This is a genomic window from Advenella alkanexedens (assembly GCF_019132845.1).
Taxonomy (GTDB): Bacteria; Pseudomonadota; Gammaproteobacteria; order Burkholderiales; family Burkholderiaceae_B; genus Advenella; species Advenella alkanexedens.
This window is the reverse complement of the sequence record NZ_JAHSPR010000001.1, coordinates 117395-134348: the sequence shown is the minus strand read 5'-3', so window position 1 is coordinate 134348 and position 16954 is coordinate 117395. Positions and strand designations below refer to the sequence as shown.

At 50.7% G+C, this 16954-nt stretch carries 16 protein-coding genes; 11 read left to right on the top strand and 5 right to left on the bottom strand.

The features are described 5' to 3' along the window. Positions 1-84: 84 nt before the first annotated feature. From poxB to KU392_RS00630, 4 genes are all read left to right on the top strand, one after another. Complete coding sequence (gene poxB, locus KU392_RS00645) at positions 85-1818, top strand: ubiquinone-dependent pyruvate dehydrogenase (protein WP_217734294.1); 1734 nt, start codon at positions 85-87, stop codon at positions 1816-1818. 116 nt (positions 1819-1934) lie between these two features. After that, positions 1935-3518: a cytochrome ubiquinol oxidase subunit I gene (locus KU392_RS00640; RefSeq protein ID WP_169294852.1), complete on the top strand. Its 1584-nt coding sequence runs from the start codon at positions 1935-1937 to the stop codon at positions 3516-3518. 12 nt (positions 3519-3530) lie between these two features. Further along, positions 3531-4664: a cytochrome d ubiquinol oxidase subunit II gene (gene cydB, locus KU392_RS00635; protein WP_217734293.1), complete on the top strand. Its 1134-nt coding sequence runs from the start codon at positions 3531-3533 to the stop codon at positions 4662-4664. Positions 4665-4676: 12 nt separating this feature from the next. Next, positions 4677-4895 (top strand): hypothetical protein, encoded by a 219-nt coding sequence (locus tag KU392_RS00630; protein ID WP_217734292.1) that lies wholly within the window; start codon positions 4677-4679, stop codon positions 4893-4895. 141 nt (positions 4896-5036) lie between these two features. On the opposite strand, the gene KU392_RS00625 is transcribed toward KU392_RS00630, so the two are convergent. Then, positions 5037-5252 carry a TOBE domain-containing protein gene (locus KU392_RS00625; RefSeq protein WP_169294849.1) on the bottom strand — a complete coding sequence of 72 codons (216 nt, stop codon included), beginning with the start codon at positions 5250-5252 and terminating at the stop codon, positions 5037-5039. A 385-nt stretch (positions 5253-5637) separates the two neighbouring features. Here KU392_RS00625 and KU392_RS00620 point away from each other — a divergent pair, with 385 nt between their 5' ends. The 6 genes from KU392_RS00620 to KU392_RS00595 all read left to right on the top strand — a co-directional run bounded on the left by KU392_RS00620 (position 5638) and on the right by KU392_RS00595 (position 12450). Continuing rightward, positions 5638-7152: an amidohydrolase family protein gene (locus KU392_RS00620; protein WP_217734291.1), complete on the top strand. Its 1515-nt coding sequence runs from the start codon at positions 5638-5640 to the stop codon at positions 7150-7152. Positions 7153-7263: 111 nt separating this feature from the next. Beyond that, complete coding sequence (locus KU392_RS00615) at positions 7264-8379, top strand: ABC transporter substrate-binding protein (RefSeq protein ID WP_425514639.1); 1116 nt, start codon at positions 7264-7266, stop codon at positions 8377-8379. A gap of 100 nt (positions 8380-8479) precedes the next feature. Next, complete coding sequence (locus tag KU392_RS00610) at positions 8480-9247, top strand: ABC transporter permease (protein WP_246587205.1); 768 nt, start codon at positions 8480-8482, stop codon at positions 9245-9247. Then, complete coding sequence (locus KU392_RS00605) at positions 9244-10065, top strand: ABC transporter permease (RefSeq protein WP_217734289.1); 822 nt, start codon at positions 9244-9246, stop codon at positions 10063-10065. Before KU392_RS00610 ends, KU392_RS00605 begins: the two co-directional genes overlap by 4 nt. Positions 10066-10101: 36 nt before the next feature. Continuing rightward, positions 10102-11046, top strand: coding sequence for an ABC transporter ATP-binding protein (locus KU392_RS00600; protein ID WP_217734288.1), 945 nt, complete (start codon positions 10102-10104; stop codon positions 11044-11046). Positions 11047-11076: 30 nt separating this feature from the next. After that, the gene (locus KU392_RS00595) at positions 11077-12450 is read left to right on the top strand and encodes an LLM class flavin-dependent oxidoreductase (RefSeq protein ID WP_169294844.1); all 1374 of its coding nucleotides are present in this window, start codon (positions 11077-11079) and stop codon (positions 12448-12450) included. Here the strand turns inward: KU392_RS00595 and KU392_RS00590 are convergent. Then, positions 12386-13633 carry an alpha-hydroxy acid oxidase gene (locus KU392_RS00590; protein WP_217734287.1) on the bottom strand — a complete coding sequence of 416 codons (1248 nt, stop codon included), beginning with the start codon at positions 13631-13633 and terminating at the stop codon, positions 12386-12388. The genes KU392_RS00595 and KU392_RS00590 overlap by 65 nt on opposite strands. 123 nt (positions 13634-13756) lie before the next feature. Here KU392_RS00590 and KU392_RS00585 point away from each other — a divergent pair, with 123 nt between their 5' ends. Next, entirely contained in the window at positions 13757-14641 is an 885-nt protein-coding gene (locus KU392_RS00585) for a LysR family transcriptional regulator (RefSeq protein ID WP_246587173.1), read from the top strand. Between the two features lie 81 nt (positions 14642-14722). Here KU392_RS00585 and KU392_RS00580 read toward each other — a convergent pair whose 3' ends face one another. The 3 genes from KU392_RS00580 to KU392_RS00570 form a co-directional block, all read right to left on the bottom strand. Then, positions 14723-15514 (bottom strand): DUF4394 domain-containing protein, encoded by a 792-nt coding sequence (locus tag KU392_RS00580; RefSeq protein ID WP_217734286.1) that lies wholly within the window; start codon positions 15512-15514, stop codon positions 14723-14725. Positions 15515-15677: 163 nt separating this feature from the next. After that, positions 15678-16391 carry an anti-sigma factor gene (locus KU392_RS00575; protein ID WP_169294840.1) on the bottom strand — a complete coding sequence of 238 codons (714 nt, stop codon included), beginning with the start codon at positions 16389-16391 and terminating at the stop codon, positions 15678-15680. Continuing rightward, positions 16388-16936: a sigma-70 family RNA polymerase sigma factor gene (locus KU392_RS00570; protein WP_217734285.1), complete on the bottom strand. Its 549-nt coding sequence runs from the start codon at positions 16934-16936 to the stop codon at positions 16388-16390. Before KU392_RS00570 ends, KU392_RS00575 begins: the two co-directional genes overlap by 4 nt. Positions 16937-16954: the final 18 nt, after the last annotated feature.

The following is a 16954-nucleotide window of genomic DNA, read 5'->3' as shown; positions in this document are numbered from 1 at the left end:
GCTTCTTTTTAAAAGACTTTTTAGATGTTTTTAAAAAGAGGGCTGCAGTATGAAGAATAACTTTTATCTTGAAAAGAGGGGATGATGAAAATACAAAATGTAGCGGATTTGTTAGTGCATACCTTGGCTGAAGTCGGGGTAAAACGCATTTACGGTGTTGTTGGTGATAGCCTGAATGGCGTGACGGAAGCCTTGCGGGTGCACGGAGGCATCCAGTGGGTGGGAACGCGCCACGAAGAGGTGGCAGCGTTTGCCGCCAGTGGTGAATCCCAAGTTACCGGAGAGCTTGCCGTTTGCGCCGGCTCATGCGGACCGGGCAATTTACATTTAATTAACGGCCTGTTTGATGCGCATCGTACTCGCACGCCGGTATTGGCCATTGCGGCGCATATTCCATCGTCTGAAATTGGTAGTGGTTATTTTCAGGAAACGCACCCCGAACAGTTGTTTAAGGAATGCAGTCATTATTGCGAACTGGTTTCGCATCCTGACCAGTTGCCTTATGTGATTGAAAATGCTATCCGTGCGGCAGTGGGCCAGCGTGGTGTCGCGGTAGTGGTATTGCCGGGCGATATCGCCTTGCAGGCCTCACCGGTAACGTCGGTTTCTCCCAGGGCAAGCCTGGTGCCTCGCGCGCCCAAAGTATTGCCCGATGAGCCGCAGGTTCAGGCATTGGCTGACTTATTAAACGGTTCAGAGCGTGTCGCTCTGTTTGTCGGCCGTGGCTGTGCGGGCGCACATGCCGAGTTGATTACCCTGGCCGAGGCATTGAAAAGCCCGATCGTGCATGCCCTGGGGGGTAAGGAGCATGTGGAATATGACAACCCTTATGATGTGGGAATGACCGGATTCATTGGTTTTTCCTCGGGGTATAAGGCCATGCATTCCTGTGATACCTTGTTAATGCTGGGCACCGATTTTCCCTATAAGCAATTCATGCCGTCCCACGTCAAGATCGCCCAAGTGGATATTCGTGCGGAAAATCTGGGCCGGCGGGCAAGATTGCAGCTTGGGGTGGTGGGCGATGTTAAAGAAACCCTGAAACTGCTTGTGCCCAAATTGAAACAACGAACCAGTCAGGCTTTCCTTGACGAGGCTCGCAAGGATTATGAGAAAGCGCGCAAGGATCTGGATATGTTGGCACGGCCAGGGGAACACAAGATTATCCATCCCCAGTATCTGGCCAGTGTGCTCAGTGAAAAAGCCGAGCCCGATGCCATATTTACTGCTGATGTTGGCACACCTACTGTGTGGGCTGCCCGTTACCTGAGCATGAATGGACAAAGGCGCCTGATCGGCTCCATGACTCATGGTTCAATGGCGAATGCCATGCCCCAGGGCATTGGTATTAAGATGGCCATGCCCGAACGTCAGGTGGTCACGCTTTCAGGAGATGGTGGTTTTTCGATGTTAATGGGCGATATCATCAGCCTGAAACAGCATAATGTTCCTGTCAAAGTGGTTGTGTTTAATAATGGCGTGCTGGGTTTTGTGGCGCTTGAAATGAAGGTGGCCGGTTTTGTGAATACGGGTGTTAACCTGGAAAATCCGGATTTTGCCCAAATTGCACAGGCCGCCGGTATTTATGGGCAGCGTGTAGAAGACCCTGCCGAATTGCCACAGGCCGTAGAGCAGTTCCTGGCTCATGAGGGTCCTGCCGTACTGGATGTGGTGACGGCCAGCCAGGAACTGATTTTGCCGCCCAGTATTAATCTTGGGCAGGCCAAGGGGTTCGGTCTTTGGGGGCTGCGTGCAGTCATGGACGGCCATATGAAAAATGTGATTGATCTGGCCGAAGTCAACCTTTTTAACCGTTAGTTTTTTCGTGTTTTGTAAAGGCCTGTCATGCCGGCAAGTCTCTTGTCGGAGTTTTTACGTGTTGTTGGTCGGCGTGCATGGCAGGAATTCTGGCAATTTTTTAGTGAGTAATAAAAATGGTAAGTGAAACTGTAGTTGACCTTTCGCGTTGGCAGTTTGCAGCTACCGCCTTGTACCACTTTTTATTTGTCCCGCTTACTTTGGGGCTATCGGTATTACTGGCGGTGATGGAAACGGTTTATGTAGTGACCGGCCGTGAGATTTATAAGCGGATAACCAAATTCTGGCTGCGGCTGTTCATGATTAACTTTGCCCTGGGTGTGGCGACCGGTATTACCATGGAGCTGCAGTTTGGCATGAACTGGTCGTATTATTCCAGTTTTGTGGGTGATACTTTTGGAACCCTGTTGGCCGTTGAAGGGCTCATGGCCTTTTTCATGGAATCCACCTTTGTCGGCTTGATGGTTTTTGGTTGGGATCGTCTATCCAAAGGCAAGCACCTGGTCATTACTTATTTGGTGGCCTTGGGTTCGAACCTGTCCGCGTTGTGGATTCTGGTGGCCAATAGTTTCATGCAGCATCCGTTGGGCGCCGAGTTTAATCCGGTCACCATGCGCATGGAGCTGTCCAGCTTTCATGCGCTGTTCTTTAACCCGGATGCCCAGGCCAAATTCGTGCATACCGTGTTGGCAGGTTACGTCACCGCGGCTATTTTTGTTTGCGGTATTAGTGCGTTTTATCTGTTACGCCGCCGGCATGAGGATGTGGCCCAGCGCTCTTTCCGTATTGCCGCCCTGTTTGGGGTTTTGGGTACGGCAGGGGTAATTACGCTTGGAGATGCCCTGGGTTTTATCGGTGGACATGCCCAGCCCAGCAAACTGGCTGCCATGGAAGCCCTGTGGGAACCTGAAAAAGCACCAATGGCTTTCAATGTGGTTGCCCTTCCTTCGCAGGAAGAGGAGCGTAACTTGTTTGAAGTGCAGTTGCCCGGCTTCCTGTCGATTCTGGTCACGCACTCACTGGATGGTACGGTGCCTTCTATCAGTGAAATCAAGGAAGAGGCCAAGATGCGGATACGCAATGGCATACCTGCCGTGCAGGCCATGGAGCGCCTGGGTAAAGACCCGACCGACCAGGAAGCACTGGATACGTTCGAGGCACATAAAGCGGACGTCGGTTATGGCTTCCTGGTGCAGCGCTATGCCCCTGGCGGTGATTTGACCCAAATTACCGAGACGGATATTGAGCTGGCGGCCAAAGACAGCATTCCCGAAGTCTGGATTATTTTCTGGACCTTCCGCATTATGGTTGCGCTGGGGCTGTTAATGCTGGGTTATTTTGTGGTGGCCATCGTGCTGACGTTAAGCAACAAGCTCAAGCAGTCGCGCAGGTTCCTGCGCTTTTCGGTATGGATGATTCCGGTCCCCTTTATCGCTTGTGAAATGGGCTGGATTGTCGCCGAGATGGGGCGCCAGCCATGGACGGTTTACGAGATCTTGCCGACCTGGTTGTCAGTCTCCACGCACTCGGTTACCTATATGGTGGTGTCACTGACCGGCTTTGTCTTGCTGTATACGACCTTTGCCATTGTAGAAATGTATCTGATGATACGCAGCATTAAGAAAGGTCCGGAGGAACCGGATGAGATCGAGCTTAAACAGCGTGGTCAGCTTCCACAAACACAGCCTGCTACAGCATAAGGAGTGAACACCATGGATATTTATTTTTATCTGATTATCATTTGGTGGCTATTGTTGGGTGTCCTGCTGATGGGTTTGGGCGCCATGGTAGGCACGGATATGGGGGTGGGTACTATCCTGCGCTATGTCGGGCGTACCGATGCCGAACGCAGGGTGGCCATCAACATTGTTGGCCCCCATTGGGACGGTAACCAGGTCTGGTTCATTTTAGGCGGTGGCGCAATTTTTGCCGCCTGGCCACTGGTTTATGCAACCGCTTTTTCAGGCTTTTACATTGTCATGCTTGTTTTGCTTTGGAGCATGATTGTCAGGCCGTTGGGTTTTGAATACCGCAGCCAAATCAAAAGCGATGCCTGGCGCAATGTCTGGGATTGGAGCCTGTTTGTGTCAGGTTTTATTCCCATGCTTGTTTTTGGCGCCGCAGTGGGTAATGTGTTAATTGGGGTGCCATTCCATTTTGATGACCGGATGGTGTCGTATTACACGGGCAGCTTTATCGGCCTGTTTAACCCCTATGCCATTCTTTGCGGTGTGGTGTCGGTCTCTTTGGCGACCCATATGGGTGCATGCATGGTGCTGATTGGCAGTGGCGAGCAACAAATCAGTCAGCGTGCCAAAAAGGTGGCGGTATTCAGTGGTATTCTTGCCCTGGTGCTGCTTACCATTGGGGGAATCTGGTCTGCCAACTTACACGGTTTCAATCTTGTTGAATCGCCAGCACCGGGTGTGCCCCAGACGCCGCTGCATCAAACGGTTACGGTTGAGGCCGGTGGCCTGCTGAAAAACTACCGTCAGTATCCGGTACTTTGGGTCTTGCCTGCCTTGGCGTATGTCAGCCTGATTGCCGGTATTCTGGCTATTCGGGCAGAGCGGGCCGTGTTTGCCTGGTGGTCCGGGGTCATCACCTGGATTGCTGTGATTGGTATGGTGGGTGCGGCCATGTTCCCCTTTGTCATGCCGTCCATCTCTAATCCTTCGCACAGCCTTACCGTATGGAATTCAGGGGCCAGTACCCTGACCATGAGCTGGATGCTGGGTTTTACGGTGCTTTTTATGCCTATCATTGTGTCATACACCAGCTGGGCGTTTTATATCATGCGCGGTAAGGTGAATACCCAAACCGTTGAAAGCGAAGAATCGTATTAAGGAGTCGCGGCAATGTCATTACTGTCTCGCATTATTATTTTGATGATCCTGTCCGTGATCGCCATCTTGGCAGCGGTCATTTTGGGTGACTACGGACCCTGGTACTTCTCATGGCTGATAGGTACTGGTTTTATGATTCTTGTGGCAGCCATGGGCGGTGTGCTGTATGAAGATCAGGAAGAAAGGTTGCTGGAGCAGGAAAAAAATGCACAGGGCCATAAAACACGCTAAAGCGTGTAAGCAGTTAGCCTGATCTTTGCTGCGGACCATCAATGATTGACGGTCCGTTTGCATTAACAAAACCCCAAAAATTTGGTATGTCCAGTTTTTGGGGTTTTGTTTTGGGTTTCTGTTCAGCTGGACAATGACACCTTAAAGCTTTGCCAGCGCGATATCTGTGGATTTTACAAACGCAATAACTTCCGAGCCAGTTTTCAGTTCAAGCTTGGCAATAGAGCGGGTGCTGATAATTGAGGTGATAAGACCGGTTGGCGTTTCAATATCCACTTCGGACACAACCGGTCCGGTAACGATTTCAACGATTTTTCCATGAAACTGGTTGCGTGCGTTGATTGATTTGATAGACATGATGATTTCCTTTGCTGGAAAATAAATAATAAAAACGGGTAATGATTGCGTGCTGCTGTTCTTTTCATCATAAGAAACCTGGGTTCAATTTCCAAAGACATTTTTATCTTATTGATATCACCTCAGGAAATTAAATCTTATTTTATTTCAAATTAAAAATAAATTTTATTTATTTGAATAATCATATTTCTTTAAAGAATATAAGTACATACGCGCAAATAAGCTTTTATTTAAAAGATAAAAAATAAAAATAAGATATATAAAAATACTAAAAAAATTGTTCAGAAATGAATCCAGGCCTGCCTATACTTTGCTTTCAATTTAAAAATTCCGCGGTATAACTCATTGGCATTTTCATCAATGTCACCTTTTATCTGGAGATTTTATGAACGCACGTCTTACCCCTGCTCAGGCATCCCGCTCACTCGCCGTCAAGGCCGGTCTGGATTACCCGGTTATTGATACTGATGTCCATGTAAACGACTATAACCCCGCGCTGGAAGAGTATGTGCAGCAATACGGGGGCGGTGAGCTGGTGGATGCCTTGCGCAAAGTCCTTGGCTCCCGTTTCAATACACGCAGCAATGGCAAGGACTGGTATCAGCAGACACAGGAAGAACGTCGTTATTACCGTACCTTACGCTCCCCATGGTGGGCACGGGTTACCCGTAATACGCTTGATCTGGCCACGTATACCTTGCCCGAGCTACTGGCAGAACGCCTGTCAGAACAGGGTGCTGATTACTCGGTACTGTTTCCCAATGATGTGCTGGCACCGCTGGGGGCGGGCAAGCATCGCCAGGCTTTGCATCGCGCCATTAACCACTTTCATGCGGATTTGTACGGCAAATACAGTGACCGCCTGACACCTGTAGCCGGTATTCCACTGCATACGCCAGAGGAAGGGATTGAAGAGCTGGAGTTTGCCGTCAAGACTTTGGGATTGAAGGTGATCAACATTGCCGGTGGGGTGCGCCGTCCTGTGCCTGCAGTTGCCGACAAGTATCCGCCGGCCCATCATCCGGATGTGGCCAGATATGCGCATTACACCGATTTTTATGGCATTGACAGTGACTATGACTATGACCCGTTCTGGGCCAAAGTGGTGGAGCTGGGTGTGCCTGTCACTACTCATTATGGCAGTCAGGGCTGGACCGGGCGCCATTCCGTCAGTAATTACATGTTCAACCATATTGGGCACTTTGCAGATGGTTCCGAGGCATTTGCCAAGGCGCTTTTCTTTGGTGGCGTGACCAAACGTTTTCCGGGGCTGCGTGTGGCCTTACTTGAAGGGGGCGCAGACTGGGGAGCCAATGTGTTTACGCACTTGATTGATCGCTGGGAAAAGCGCAATCGCGTGGCGGTACAGAATTACAACCCGGCCAATGCCGATCTGGACTTGCTGGAAAACCTGTTCCAGCGTTATGGCCAAGACTTTATCAAGGGACGCAAGCTTGATAAGAACACCTTGTTGCTTGATAGCCTGGGCGTATCGGCTTTCCCGCACAGCCGTGAACCGAATGCCGAAGAGCTGGATGATTTTGCATTGGCAGGCATTGAGTCACCAGAAGATATTAAAAAACAATGGGCAGACAGTTTCTACTTTGGTGCCGAGTCGGACGACCGTACGGTTGCGGTTGCTTTCAATGAAAAACTTAATCCGCTTGGCGTTAAAACCAAAGCGATCTGGTCTTCCGATATTGGTCACTGGGATGTGCCCGATTTAACGGAACCGTTGGCAGAAAGCTGGGACCTGGTAGAGCAGGGTGTGATTAGTGAAGACGATTTTAAAGCGCTGGTTTTTGGAAACCCTTACCGCTTTTATACGGAAGCTAATCCGAACTTTTTTGCCGGCACAACCATAGAGAAAAAGCTTTCTTTGGATAAAAAGGCGGCTTAATCGGTAACGCGGGCTATTTCACACATACCTTATTTTAACTGGCTCGGGTGTGCCAGGGTGTGAAAGGGTCCGCCCGATTTTTTAACCAAACGGATTCATGCAGGAATATTTATGATGAAATATAAAAAAATACGCCGGTCTTTATTGAAAACCATGCTGGGTGGATTGGTGCTGGCTTTTGCCGTTACACCGGTATATGCAGAAAAACTGTCAAAAGTACGGATTGGTGTTGCCACTGCAGGCGGTGGCGAACCGATTACCTGGGGTGGCTCACCCGGTGCCGTCGCGCGAATTAATGGCTGGGTTGAAGAGGCCTTCAAGGATGATGGGGTTGAGGTTGAATGGGTGTTTTTTAAAGGGGCGGGCCCGGCCGTTAACGAAGCCTTGTCCAATAAACAGATTGACTTTGCCTACCATGGTGACTTGCCCTCGGTAGTGGGCCGTTCCAATGGTCTTAAAACACGTGTTCTGCTAATTAGTGGGGCTCGTAATAATCTATATCTTGTGACACCGGTCGGTTCCGATATCAAGTCAATTAACGATCTGAAAGGCAAACGGGTTTCCATTTTTCGTGGTACCAACGGTCATCTTGTTGCCAATAATCTGCTGGCGGCACATGGCCTGAAAGAGCGCGATATAAAAGGGATAAATCTGGATTCGGGCAGTGCACAGGCGGCACTGGCATCCAAAAGTGTAGACGCCGCTTTTGGCGGGCAAGAGCTGTTTAAACTGCGTAATCAAGGGTTGATTGACATTGTTCATTCGACTCAGGGCAAAGAACCCGTTTTTACCCGCCAGGCACATCTACACGTGAGGGATGAGTTTGCCAATGCGCATCCCGAAGCTGTCCAGAAAGTGGTTGATACCTTTGTCAGGGCTGCCGATTGGGCTTCGGATGAGAAAAATCGTGAGGCCTTGTTCAGGTTGTGGGCCCGTAGCGGCACGCCCTATGAGTCCTATGTGGCTGAGTTCGAGAATCAGGATCTGGCCGTGCGTAATTCTCCACTGATTGATGATTTTATCGTGGGTCGCTATAAGGAAGTGGTCAGTGACGCGCTCGAGTTGAAACTGATTCGACGTGATGTGTCGGTAGATGATTGGTTTGATACCCGTTTTCTGCAAAAAGCACTTGAAACGCAGGGCTTGACCCATCGCTGGACCCGCTTTGATGTGACTGGCAAGCCTCAGCAGCAAGCCAAGGTTGCCACTGTCGCCAGTGGCGGCTAAACAGGGGGACGTTATGACACAAAGTAGTCTGGCCGTGATTCCGGTTGGCACGGATGATAAAAATTCTGTCCGAAAATTTGGCAGCCTGCTTTTGTTGCGCATGGGGGATCGACTGTTACCCTGGCTGTTGCCTGCGGCCCTGCTGGTTTTATGGCAGACCGGCGTGGATCAGGGCTGGATTTCTCCTCAGGTTCTGCCGTCGCCCGCCTTTGTGCTGGAAACGCTGGTGGATCTTTTTAGGAGCGGTGATCTGTGGCTGAATATCTCGGTCAGCCTGCAGCGGGTATTGCTGGGCTTTTTGGCCGGGTCGTTGTTAGGCGTGTTACTGGGTTGCGTGCTGGGTTTATCACGCCCGATTGAGTCATATTTGTTGCCCACTTTTAATGCACTGGTGCAGATTCCGGTTTTGGCCTGGATGCCATTTGTTTTATTGCTGGTGGGTATTGGTGAACCACTTAAATATATCCTGATTGCCAAGGCGGCCCTGGTGCCGGCAACGCTTAATACCTTACAGGGTTTTCATCAGGTGCCTCCTTCCTTTCGTGAGGTGGCCAGGGTTTACGGTTATACCCGCCGGCAGGAAGTATTTGAGGTGATCCTGCCACTGGCGGCACCCACGATTTTTACCGGTTTGCGACTGGGTTTCACCAAGGCCTGGTTATCACTGGTGGTTGTGGAACTGGTGGCTTCCAGTGAAGGACTTGGGTTTTTGATTGTTTATGGGCGTCAGTTATTCCAGCTGGATCTGGTGATGGCGGCGGTCATTGTGGTGGGGGCGATTGGTTATCTGATTGACCGGTTTCTTGATTTTATTGAATCCAGGTTGATGGGAAAACGTCATTTACCTGCATTCAGGAGGGTTCAATGAGTAAATTTGCTGCGTTATCTTCTGCTGTTGCGGCTTCCGAAACCACGGCACCTTTACAGGTTCGGTCTAACGGGCGATGGAAAGGTTTTGTGTTGCCGGTTTTTGCCCTTGTCCTGTGGTGGGCAAGCTCAGAGCTGGACCTGGTTAACTCCGCTTTGCTGGTGTCGCCACTAAAAGTGTTGGAAACCGCCATTGACCAGTTTTCCTCGGGCAAGATCTGGGTGGCCCTGGGTGCCAGTCTGGGACGGGAAATGGCCGGTTTTGCAATTGGAACGTTTGCCGGTCTGGTTTTGGGGGGACTGTTGGGTTTTGTGCCTTTATTCAACCGTATTGTAGGACCCAGTTTTAATACGTTTAAACAAATTTCCCTGTTTGCCTGGATTCCACTGCTTTCTGTGTGGTTTGGTTTGGGAGATGTGGCCAAGGTGGTGTTTCTGTCGCTGGCCGCTTTACTGCCGGTGGTGGTTAATACCTGTGACGGCATCAAAAACACGCCTCCCAAATTACTTGAAGTGGCGCAGGTGTACGGATATACGCGCTGGCAAACCATTACGGGTGTTATTTTGCCTGCCGCCATACCATCCATTTTTACCGGTGTTTATCTGGCCCTGATTTATTCGTGGCTGGCAACGATCGGGGCAGAGTATTTGCTGGCTGCCGGTACGGGTATTGGCAATACGCTGGTTGATGGCAGCGAGCATTTTCAAATGGATCTGGTGATTTTCGGGATGGTGGTTATCGGGTTGGTGGGGTGGCTGATGAATGCCTTGGCACGGCTTGTTGAGCGCCGTATCAGTCTTGGTTATGGCCGCTCTTGACCCTTTATCAAAGGTATGGAATAAGGAGAATAAATAATGACGCAATATCAATTCAGGGATCGTGCCGATCACGCACTTGGGTCAGGGGGTAGTTCGGGCTCATTAGTACAGGTACTGTCAGATCAGAATCCAAGAACACCGCAGCAATCCAATAATCTGGACATTGTCGGGCTGGGTAAACGCTATACCAGCCAGCAGGCCAGTGATGGTGTTTTGCAGGTTCTGGAAAATATTAATTTGAATGTGCAGGCAGGGCAGTTTGTTAGCATTGTGGGGGCCAGTGGCTGCGGTAAATCCACCCTGTTACGTCTGGTGCTGGGCCTGGATAGCGAGTATGAAGGACAGATTCTTATTGGTGGCCAGCCCATATCAGGGACGGGTCGTGATCGTGGCATTGTTTTTCAGGATCATCGTCTGTTTCCGTGGTTGACGGTCGCGCAGAATGTTGGTGTGGCTTTACGTAATTCCCCATTTAATGCGGCTCAGAAACGCGATCTTATCGCAGAGCATATTGCCCTGGTTGGTTTGGAAGGGTTTGAACAATCTTACCCGCATCAGATTTCGGGTGGTATGGCGCAACGGGTCGCGATTGCCCGCGGTCTGGTTAATCGCCCAAGCATGTTATTGCTGGATGAACCTTTGGGTGCGCTGGATGCCCTGACACGATCACGTTTGCAGGTTGAGTTGCAGCGTATTTGGGAAAAAGAAAAAATCACTATGCTGCTGGTCACCCATGATGTTGATGAGGCTGTATTTCTGGGGGACAGGGTGGTGGTGATGGAACCCCATCCGGGACGTATCAAGCGTACGGTAGAAATTGATTTGCCACGTGAACGTAATCGTAGTGACCCGGATTTCATTCGCTTGCGCGATGATGTGTTGAGTGATTTCCTGGATATTGATGTTAACCAGATTGATACACAAGCGCTTAATCCATCATCCTTGCCCCGTTCTTTTGCAGACTTGAGAATGTCCTGGTAAATATTTCATTTAATGTTAAAGAGTTGATTTATGAGTAAACCGTTAAAACAAATCAAATTGGGTGCTTTTCTGATGCAGACCGGGCACCATATCGCCGCCTGGCGTCACCCGCAGGCACAGGCCGATGCCGGTGCCAATTTTGCCCATTATGCAGAACTTGCCTGTCGTGCCGAGGCTGCCAAGTTTGATGCCATTTTCTTTGCCGATAGTGTTGGCGTTAAAACCTCTGACCCTGCCACGCTGGCACGTACCGCACGAGCGGACACACTGGAGCCTTTAACCTTATTGCCTGCACTGGCTGCGGTTACCGAGCGGATCGGCTTGATTGGTACGGCTTCCACAACATTTAACGAGCCTTATAATCTGGCACGTAAATTTGCCACGCTGGATTTGATTAGTGGTGGCAGGGCCGGATGGAATCTGGTCACTTCCAATAGTGATTTTGAAGCCAAAAACTTTAATTATGAAAAGCAGCTAGAACATGAGCAACGTTATGAGCGTGCCGGTGAGTTCCATGATGTGGTGGTGGGTTTATGGGATACCTGGGAAGACAATGCTTTGGTGCGTAATAAAGAATCAGGTGTTTTTTATGATGTGAACAAATTGCATGTGTTGAATCACAAGGGAAAACATTTTTCAGTACGTGGCCCGCTTAACGTTGCCCGTTCACCACAGGGACGGCCCGTGGTGGTGCAGGCAGGCGCTTCCGAAACAGGACGCGAACTGGCAGCACGCACGGCTGAAGTGATTTTTGTTGCGCATCAGACCTTGGGCGAGGCAAAGTCGTTTTATGCCGATATCAAGGAACGTGTAAAGCGTTATGGCCGTTCTCCCGATGATGTCAAAATCATGCCCGGTATTTTCCCGGTCATCGGGCGTACCCAGGCAGAGGCAGAAGAAAAATTTGAACAGTTGCAAAATCTGATTCATCCTGAAGTTGGTGTTTCCCTGCTATCCAACATGATTGGTGCGGACTTATCCGGCTACCCGGTAGACGGGCCTTTGCCCGATTTGCCTGAAACCAATGGTGGTCAAAGCCGCCAGCAGCTTTTGGTGGATTTGGCACGACGGGAAAACCTGAACATTCGCCAGCTTTACCTGCGAATTTCCGGTGCAAGGGGACACCAGCAGATTGTCGGCACGCCAGCCCGGGTTGCCGATCAGTTACAACAGTGGTTTGAAGAAGGCGGGGCGGATGGTTTCAATATCATGTCTCCCTGGTTGCCGGGTGGCCTGGACGACTTCATTGAAGGTGTTGTGCCTGAACTGCGCCGGCGTGGTTTGTTCCGTACAGAGTATGAGGGCACCACCTTGCGGGAGAATCTGGGTTTGAAACAGCCTAAACCCTTAATTTCAAAAGATGTTCCTTCCCCAGTTCTTCAAGTCGATTCACACCCAGCATAGCCATATTGCGGTCAATTTCGGCTTTCAGTAGCGCAATCGCATGGCTAACGCCTGCCTGTGAGGCCGTGGCCGCGGCAAAATTAAAAGGGCGGCCAAGAAATACAAACCTAGCCCCTAATGCAAGGGCTTTGAGCACATCGCTACCCCTGCGAATGCCACCATCGAGCATAACGGGCAGGTTGCCGACAGCCTGGATAATATCGGGCAAGACCCGCAACGGTGAAACGGCACCATCAAGCTGGCGACCGCCGTGATTGGAAATAATGATGCCGTCAGCGCCTATGGTTTTGGCCATGCTGGCATCGGGTGCACTTAAAATGCCTTTGATGATCAGGTTTCCAGGCCACAGCGCACGGATTTTTTCGATATGGCGCCAGTCCAGGTGTTCCCGGTTGGAAAAATCCCGCTCTACATTGCTTGAAATAATGGGGGCACCGCGTTCGGCGAAGGAGTTTTCAAAATGAGGAATGCCATCCATCAAGGTGCGCAAAAACGTGCCCAGCAACCAGCGTGGGTGTGTCATGCCATCCCATATCAATCGGCCATTGGGGCGCAAAGGGGTGGAGAACCCGGCACGGATATTGTTTTCCCGGTTACCGGCCACGGGTATGTCAACGGTGATAACCAGTGTCTTTACGCCAGCGGCTTTGACTCGTGCAATGAGTCCATTTATCCGCTGCTGCTCACCCGGTAAATACGCCTGAAACCAGCTGTTGGGGGCAACCTCCATGATGCTTTCAAGGCGGGTAAGTGAAGAGCCGCTTAAAATAAAAGGGATATTGGCCTGTGCAGCCGCCCGGGCCATGACCTGGTCGCCGTCATAGGTGGAAAGGGCCGCAATGCCCATGGGGGCGATGCCAAAAGGGCAGCTCCATTCATGGTTGAACAGTGTGGTTGATTGGCTGCGCCGTGCGACATTTTGCAGTACGCGTGGTACAAATCCCCATTGTTCAAAGGCATTGAAGTTGTCTTTCCAGCTTTGACGGGTTTCAACCGAGCCCGCAATGTAGCCGTAAAGCGCTTTGGGCAAATAGGCGCGTGCCCGTGCTTCAAAATCATCCAGGCAAAGTATGCTGGCCAGTTTGCCTTTGGTGTTGGCACCGTTAAATGCCGTCCATGCATTGCTGGAAGCGTTTTGTGCGATAGCTTGTGGAGTGTGGGTGTTAAGGGCTGATTCTTTCATGGGCTCACCTGAACAATGCAAATATGTTTACGATGAGTGACTGTAAAAGGATTACTAATAATAAAAAAGCGAATAATATCGTAATAACTTGTTTTCTTTTATTCAACTATGACCTTAAAACAATTGGAAGCATTCTATTGGGCGGCCATTAGCCCCAGTTTTGCCATGGCGGCAGAAAGGGTGAATTTGACGGTGTCGTCGTTGTCCAAGCGCCTTGCCGAACTGGAGGTTTCGCTGGGCCAGACCCTGTTTGACCGTAGCGGCCATAAAGCCAGCTTAACCGAGGCCGGAGAACGTTTGCTGCCGCAGGCCATTGCCTTATTGCAGCAGGCGCAAGCGCTTAAGGAAATCGTTTCGGCAAACGCCGGGTTACAGGGTCGTTGCCGAATCGGTTCAGGCGAACTGGCCTCTATTACCTGGTTGCCTGCCTGGGTGCACCAAGTGCAAACGCAGCATCCGGCGCTGTCTATCAGTGTGTTAACCGATATTGGCCAGGCGCTGACCGAAAGGCTTGAAAAAGGAGAGCTGGACGTGGCGGTGATTGCGGGTCACGCCAGGCGCTCGGGGCTGGCGTCTATCCCTTTGCGCAGTTCGTCATTTGTGTGGTGCGCCCGGCCCGATATTGCCCGGCATTTGCCGGTACTGGAGCTTGCCTCATTGGAAAAGCAAATGCTAATAACGTTGCCACGTGGTTCGGGCGCTACCCATATTCTGGATGGCTGGCTTGAACGTGCCGGCGTAAAATTTGCCCAAACCGTTGTGTGTAATCAGTGGGGGGTAGTGGCAGGGCTTATTCTTGAAGGCGCCGGCATTGGATTTTTACCTCAAGGCTTGGCAAACGGGTTGGTGCATCAACAAAAAATTGTGTTACTCAAAAGCCGTCACGCGTTGCAAAAATTGGATTATTGCCTGCATTATCGTTATGATGATCCAAGGCCGCTTATTCCTGCATTAGTCAAAAGCTGTCTACAGGCGGCAAACTTTGAGGCAAGCGGCGTGTTTTTTTAAGATTTGTTTTTTCCTGATCACAGAAAAATGTAAACGGAAACACCCGAAGGCGTTTCCGTTTTAAACTTACATATCGGGTAATTACATGCCTGGCAACACGGCAATATCAATCACATTGCCTGGCAGGCCGTTTATTTTACCCAAGGTCTTGGGTTGACCATTGCCCAGATCCAGTACATGCAGGGTGGAACCTGTTAGCAGGTAGGCGGTATTGCCACCTTTGCCATCACTCTGAATATCGATGGCCACTGTTTTCAGATCATCGGCAATTTTGCCTATAGGTTGCTGAATGCCGTCGTTGGGCGGGTTCTGCAACATCAGGCTATTGTTGGCCAAGTCAATGGTATGCAAGGCAGTGCTTTTAGTGCCAGCATATGAGTTGGTGTAAGCGCCTGCCGCAATGTTGGGCTTTTTACCGGCATGGGGGCCATCAGCGGCATAGCTGGTGCTGCCATCCACGGCAACTTCACCGGTCTCTACATTAACCCGAAAGCTGGTACCGTCGTTAGCCAGCAAACGCAGTTTGTCAGCGGCGGGGTTAAAGTCAACCACGGCCTGACCGCTACCTGGCAATTCCTTGTTCAGTTTTACGACTTTGCTGGCGGCGCCACTGGACAGGTCAATCGTATATAGCTGATGGTCGTTGCCCAAAGCATAAAGCTTGCCATTGGCCGGACGTACATCAATGCCACGCAGGGGGGTGGGGCTGCTGGCAGCCATGTTGGCGGTGACTTTCTGGTTGTTGCTGTCAATTTTATAAAGTTGGCCATCGGCGGTTAATGCAAGCAGGGTTGCGGCACTGGCTGTACCAGCCAAAAGGGTGCTTGCGGCAGCGGTTAATGCCATGGAAAGCAGGGATTTACGCATGTTCATAAAATTTCTCTCAGTGTTTTCAGATATGAATGCGAGACTGAAAAATGCCAGTCTTGCCGGTACTTTGTTAGGGCACCTGATATATATACCCGCGAGAGAATGCGTTGGATGTCGCGATTTAAAAATAAATTTTCAAATCGCGACTTTTTTTGTATAAACCGCTTTAGTTGATGGACGCCATGACTGCCCGGCCAATATAAAGTACTTGTCCTGTTGGTCGGTTAATAGGTGAGCCGCCTTCTGGTTCCAGGGTCAGTTCAAACAGCTGTCCAGCTTGTACGGGCCCAATTTGTTCTACGGGCAGTTGCAGTGGTTTGCCCGGTTCAACCAAACCCAAAGAGCGGGGGCCAAGGGCAGGATCAACCAAAGTCCAGAACTGGATAGAGCGGTTGGCCGGAATAGCTTGATCATTCAGGGGCTCCAGCAGAAGGGCGCCTGTTTGATCAATATGCACCACCCAGCCGGGCTGGGCGGCTTCACCAGGCGGCTGCAAGACGGCGGTATAACGGTTGGCGGATATATCGTTTTGCCACGGTTCTGGCAAAATAACAATCAGTAAGGCAAAGGCCAGCACGGCACTGGCCAAGCGCCAGGTAGCCAGGCTTTGCCACCAGGTTTTCCACTGGCTTGCCCGTTGGACGGGTGTGCCCAGGCCAAGGCTTTTTTGCAGTCGCGGCCATAACTGTGCCGTGGGTGTTTGGGGCGGTAGCTGGTCGCTCAGTTCAAGGAAATGTTGCTGCCATTGCAGGGCCATTTTGGCGGCGTCCTTGTCGTTTTCAATCAGATCGTGAATTTCCCTGGCTTGTGCTTCATCAAGCAGGCCAAGCAGATATTCGCCAATTAGCGTACGCTGTTCATCGGTGGGCAGGTTATTCATCCTTGCAAACACTCCTGTAAGGCGCGAAGACCGGCGCGAATACGGCTTTTAATGGTGCCTAACGGGGTGGTCAGGCGGCTGGCAATTTGCTCATGGGTTAGCCCATGGTAAAAGGCCAGTAAAATAGGGTGCCTGCGGTTACGGTCAATACCTTGCAAACAACGGCTTAGCTGTTTTTCTTCACTTTTCTGTTCAAACAGCTCGTTGGCCTGGGGGCTATCGTCGGCAATGCGTTCAATGAAGTCATCATCCAGCTCTGTGTAGCGGCCATGGTTGCGCAAGTGGTTAAGCGCACGGTAGCGCAAAATGCTGTAGATCCAGGCACGCCCGCTACCCAGCGCATGCTGGAAACGCTGGGCATGCCGCCAGATTTGTACAAAAGTGTCATGCAGGCAATCTTCGGCCAGTGCGCGATCGCCAAGCAGGCTCATGGCCAGCCCCAGCATTTGTGCCGATTCCTGCTGATACAGGGCTTTGAAAGCCTGCTCATCCTGTTTTGCGCAGGCTTCTAAATGGCTTTCATAATCAAACAGCGACGACGCCATGAAAAGGTATCCCTGAAA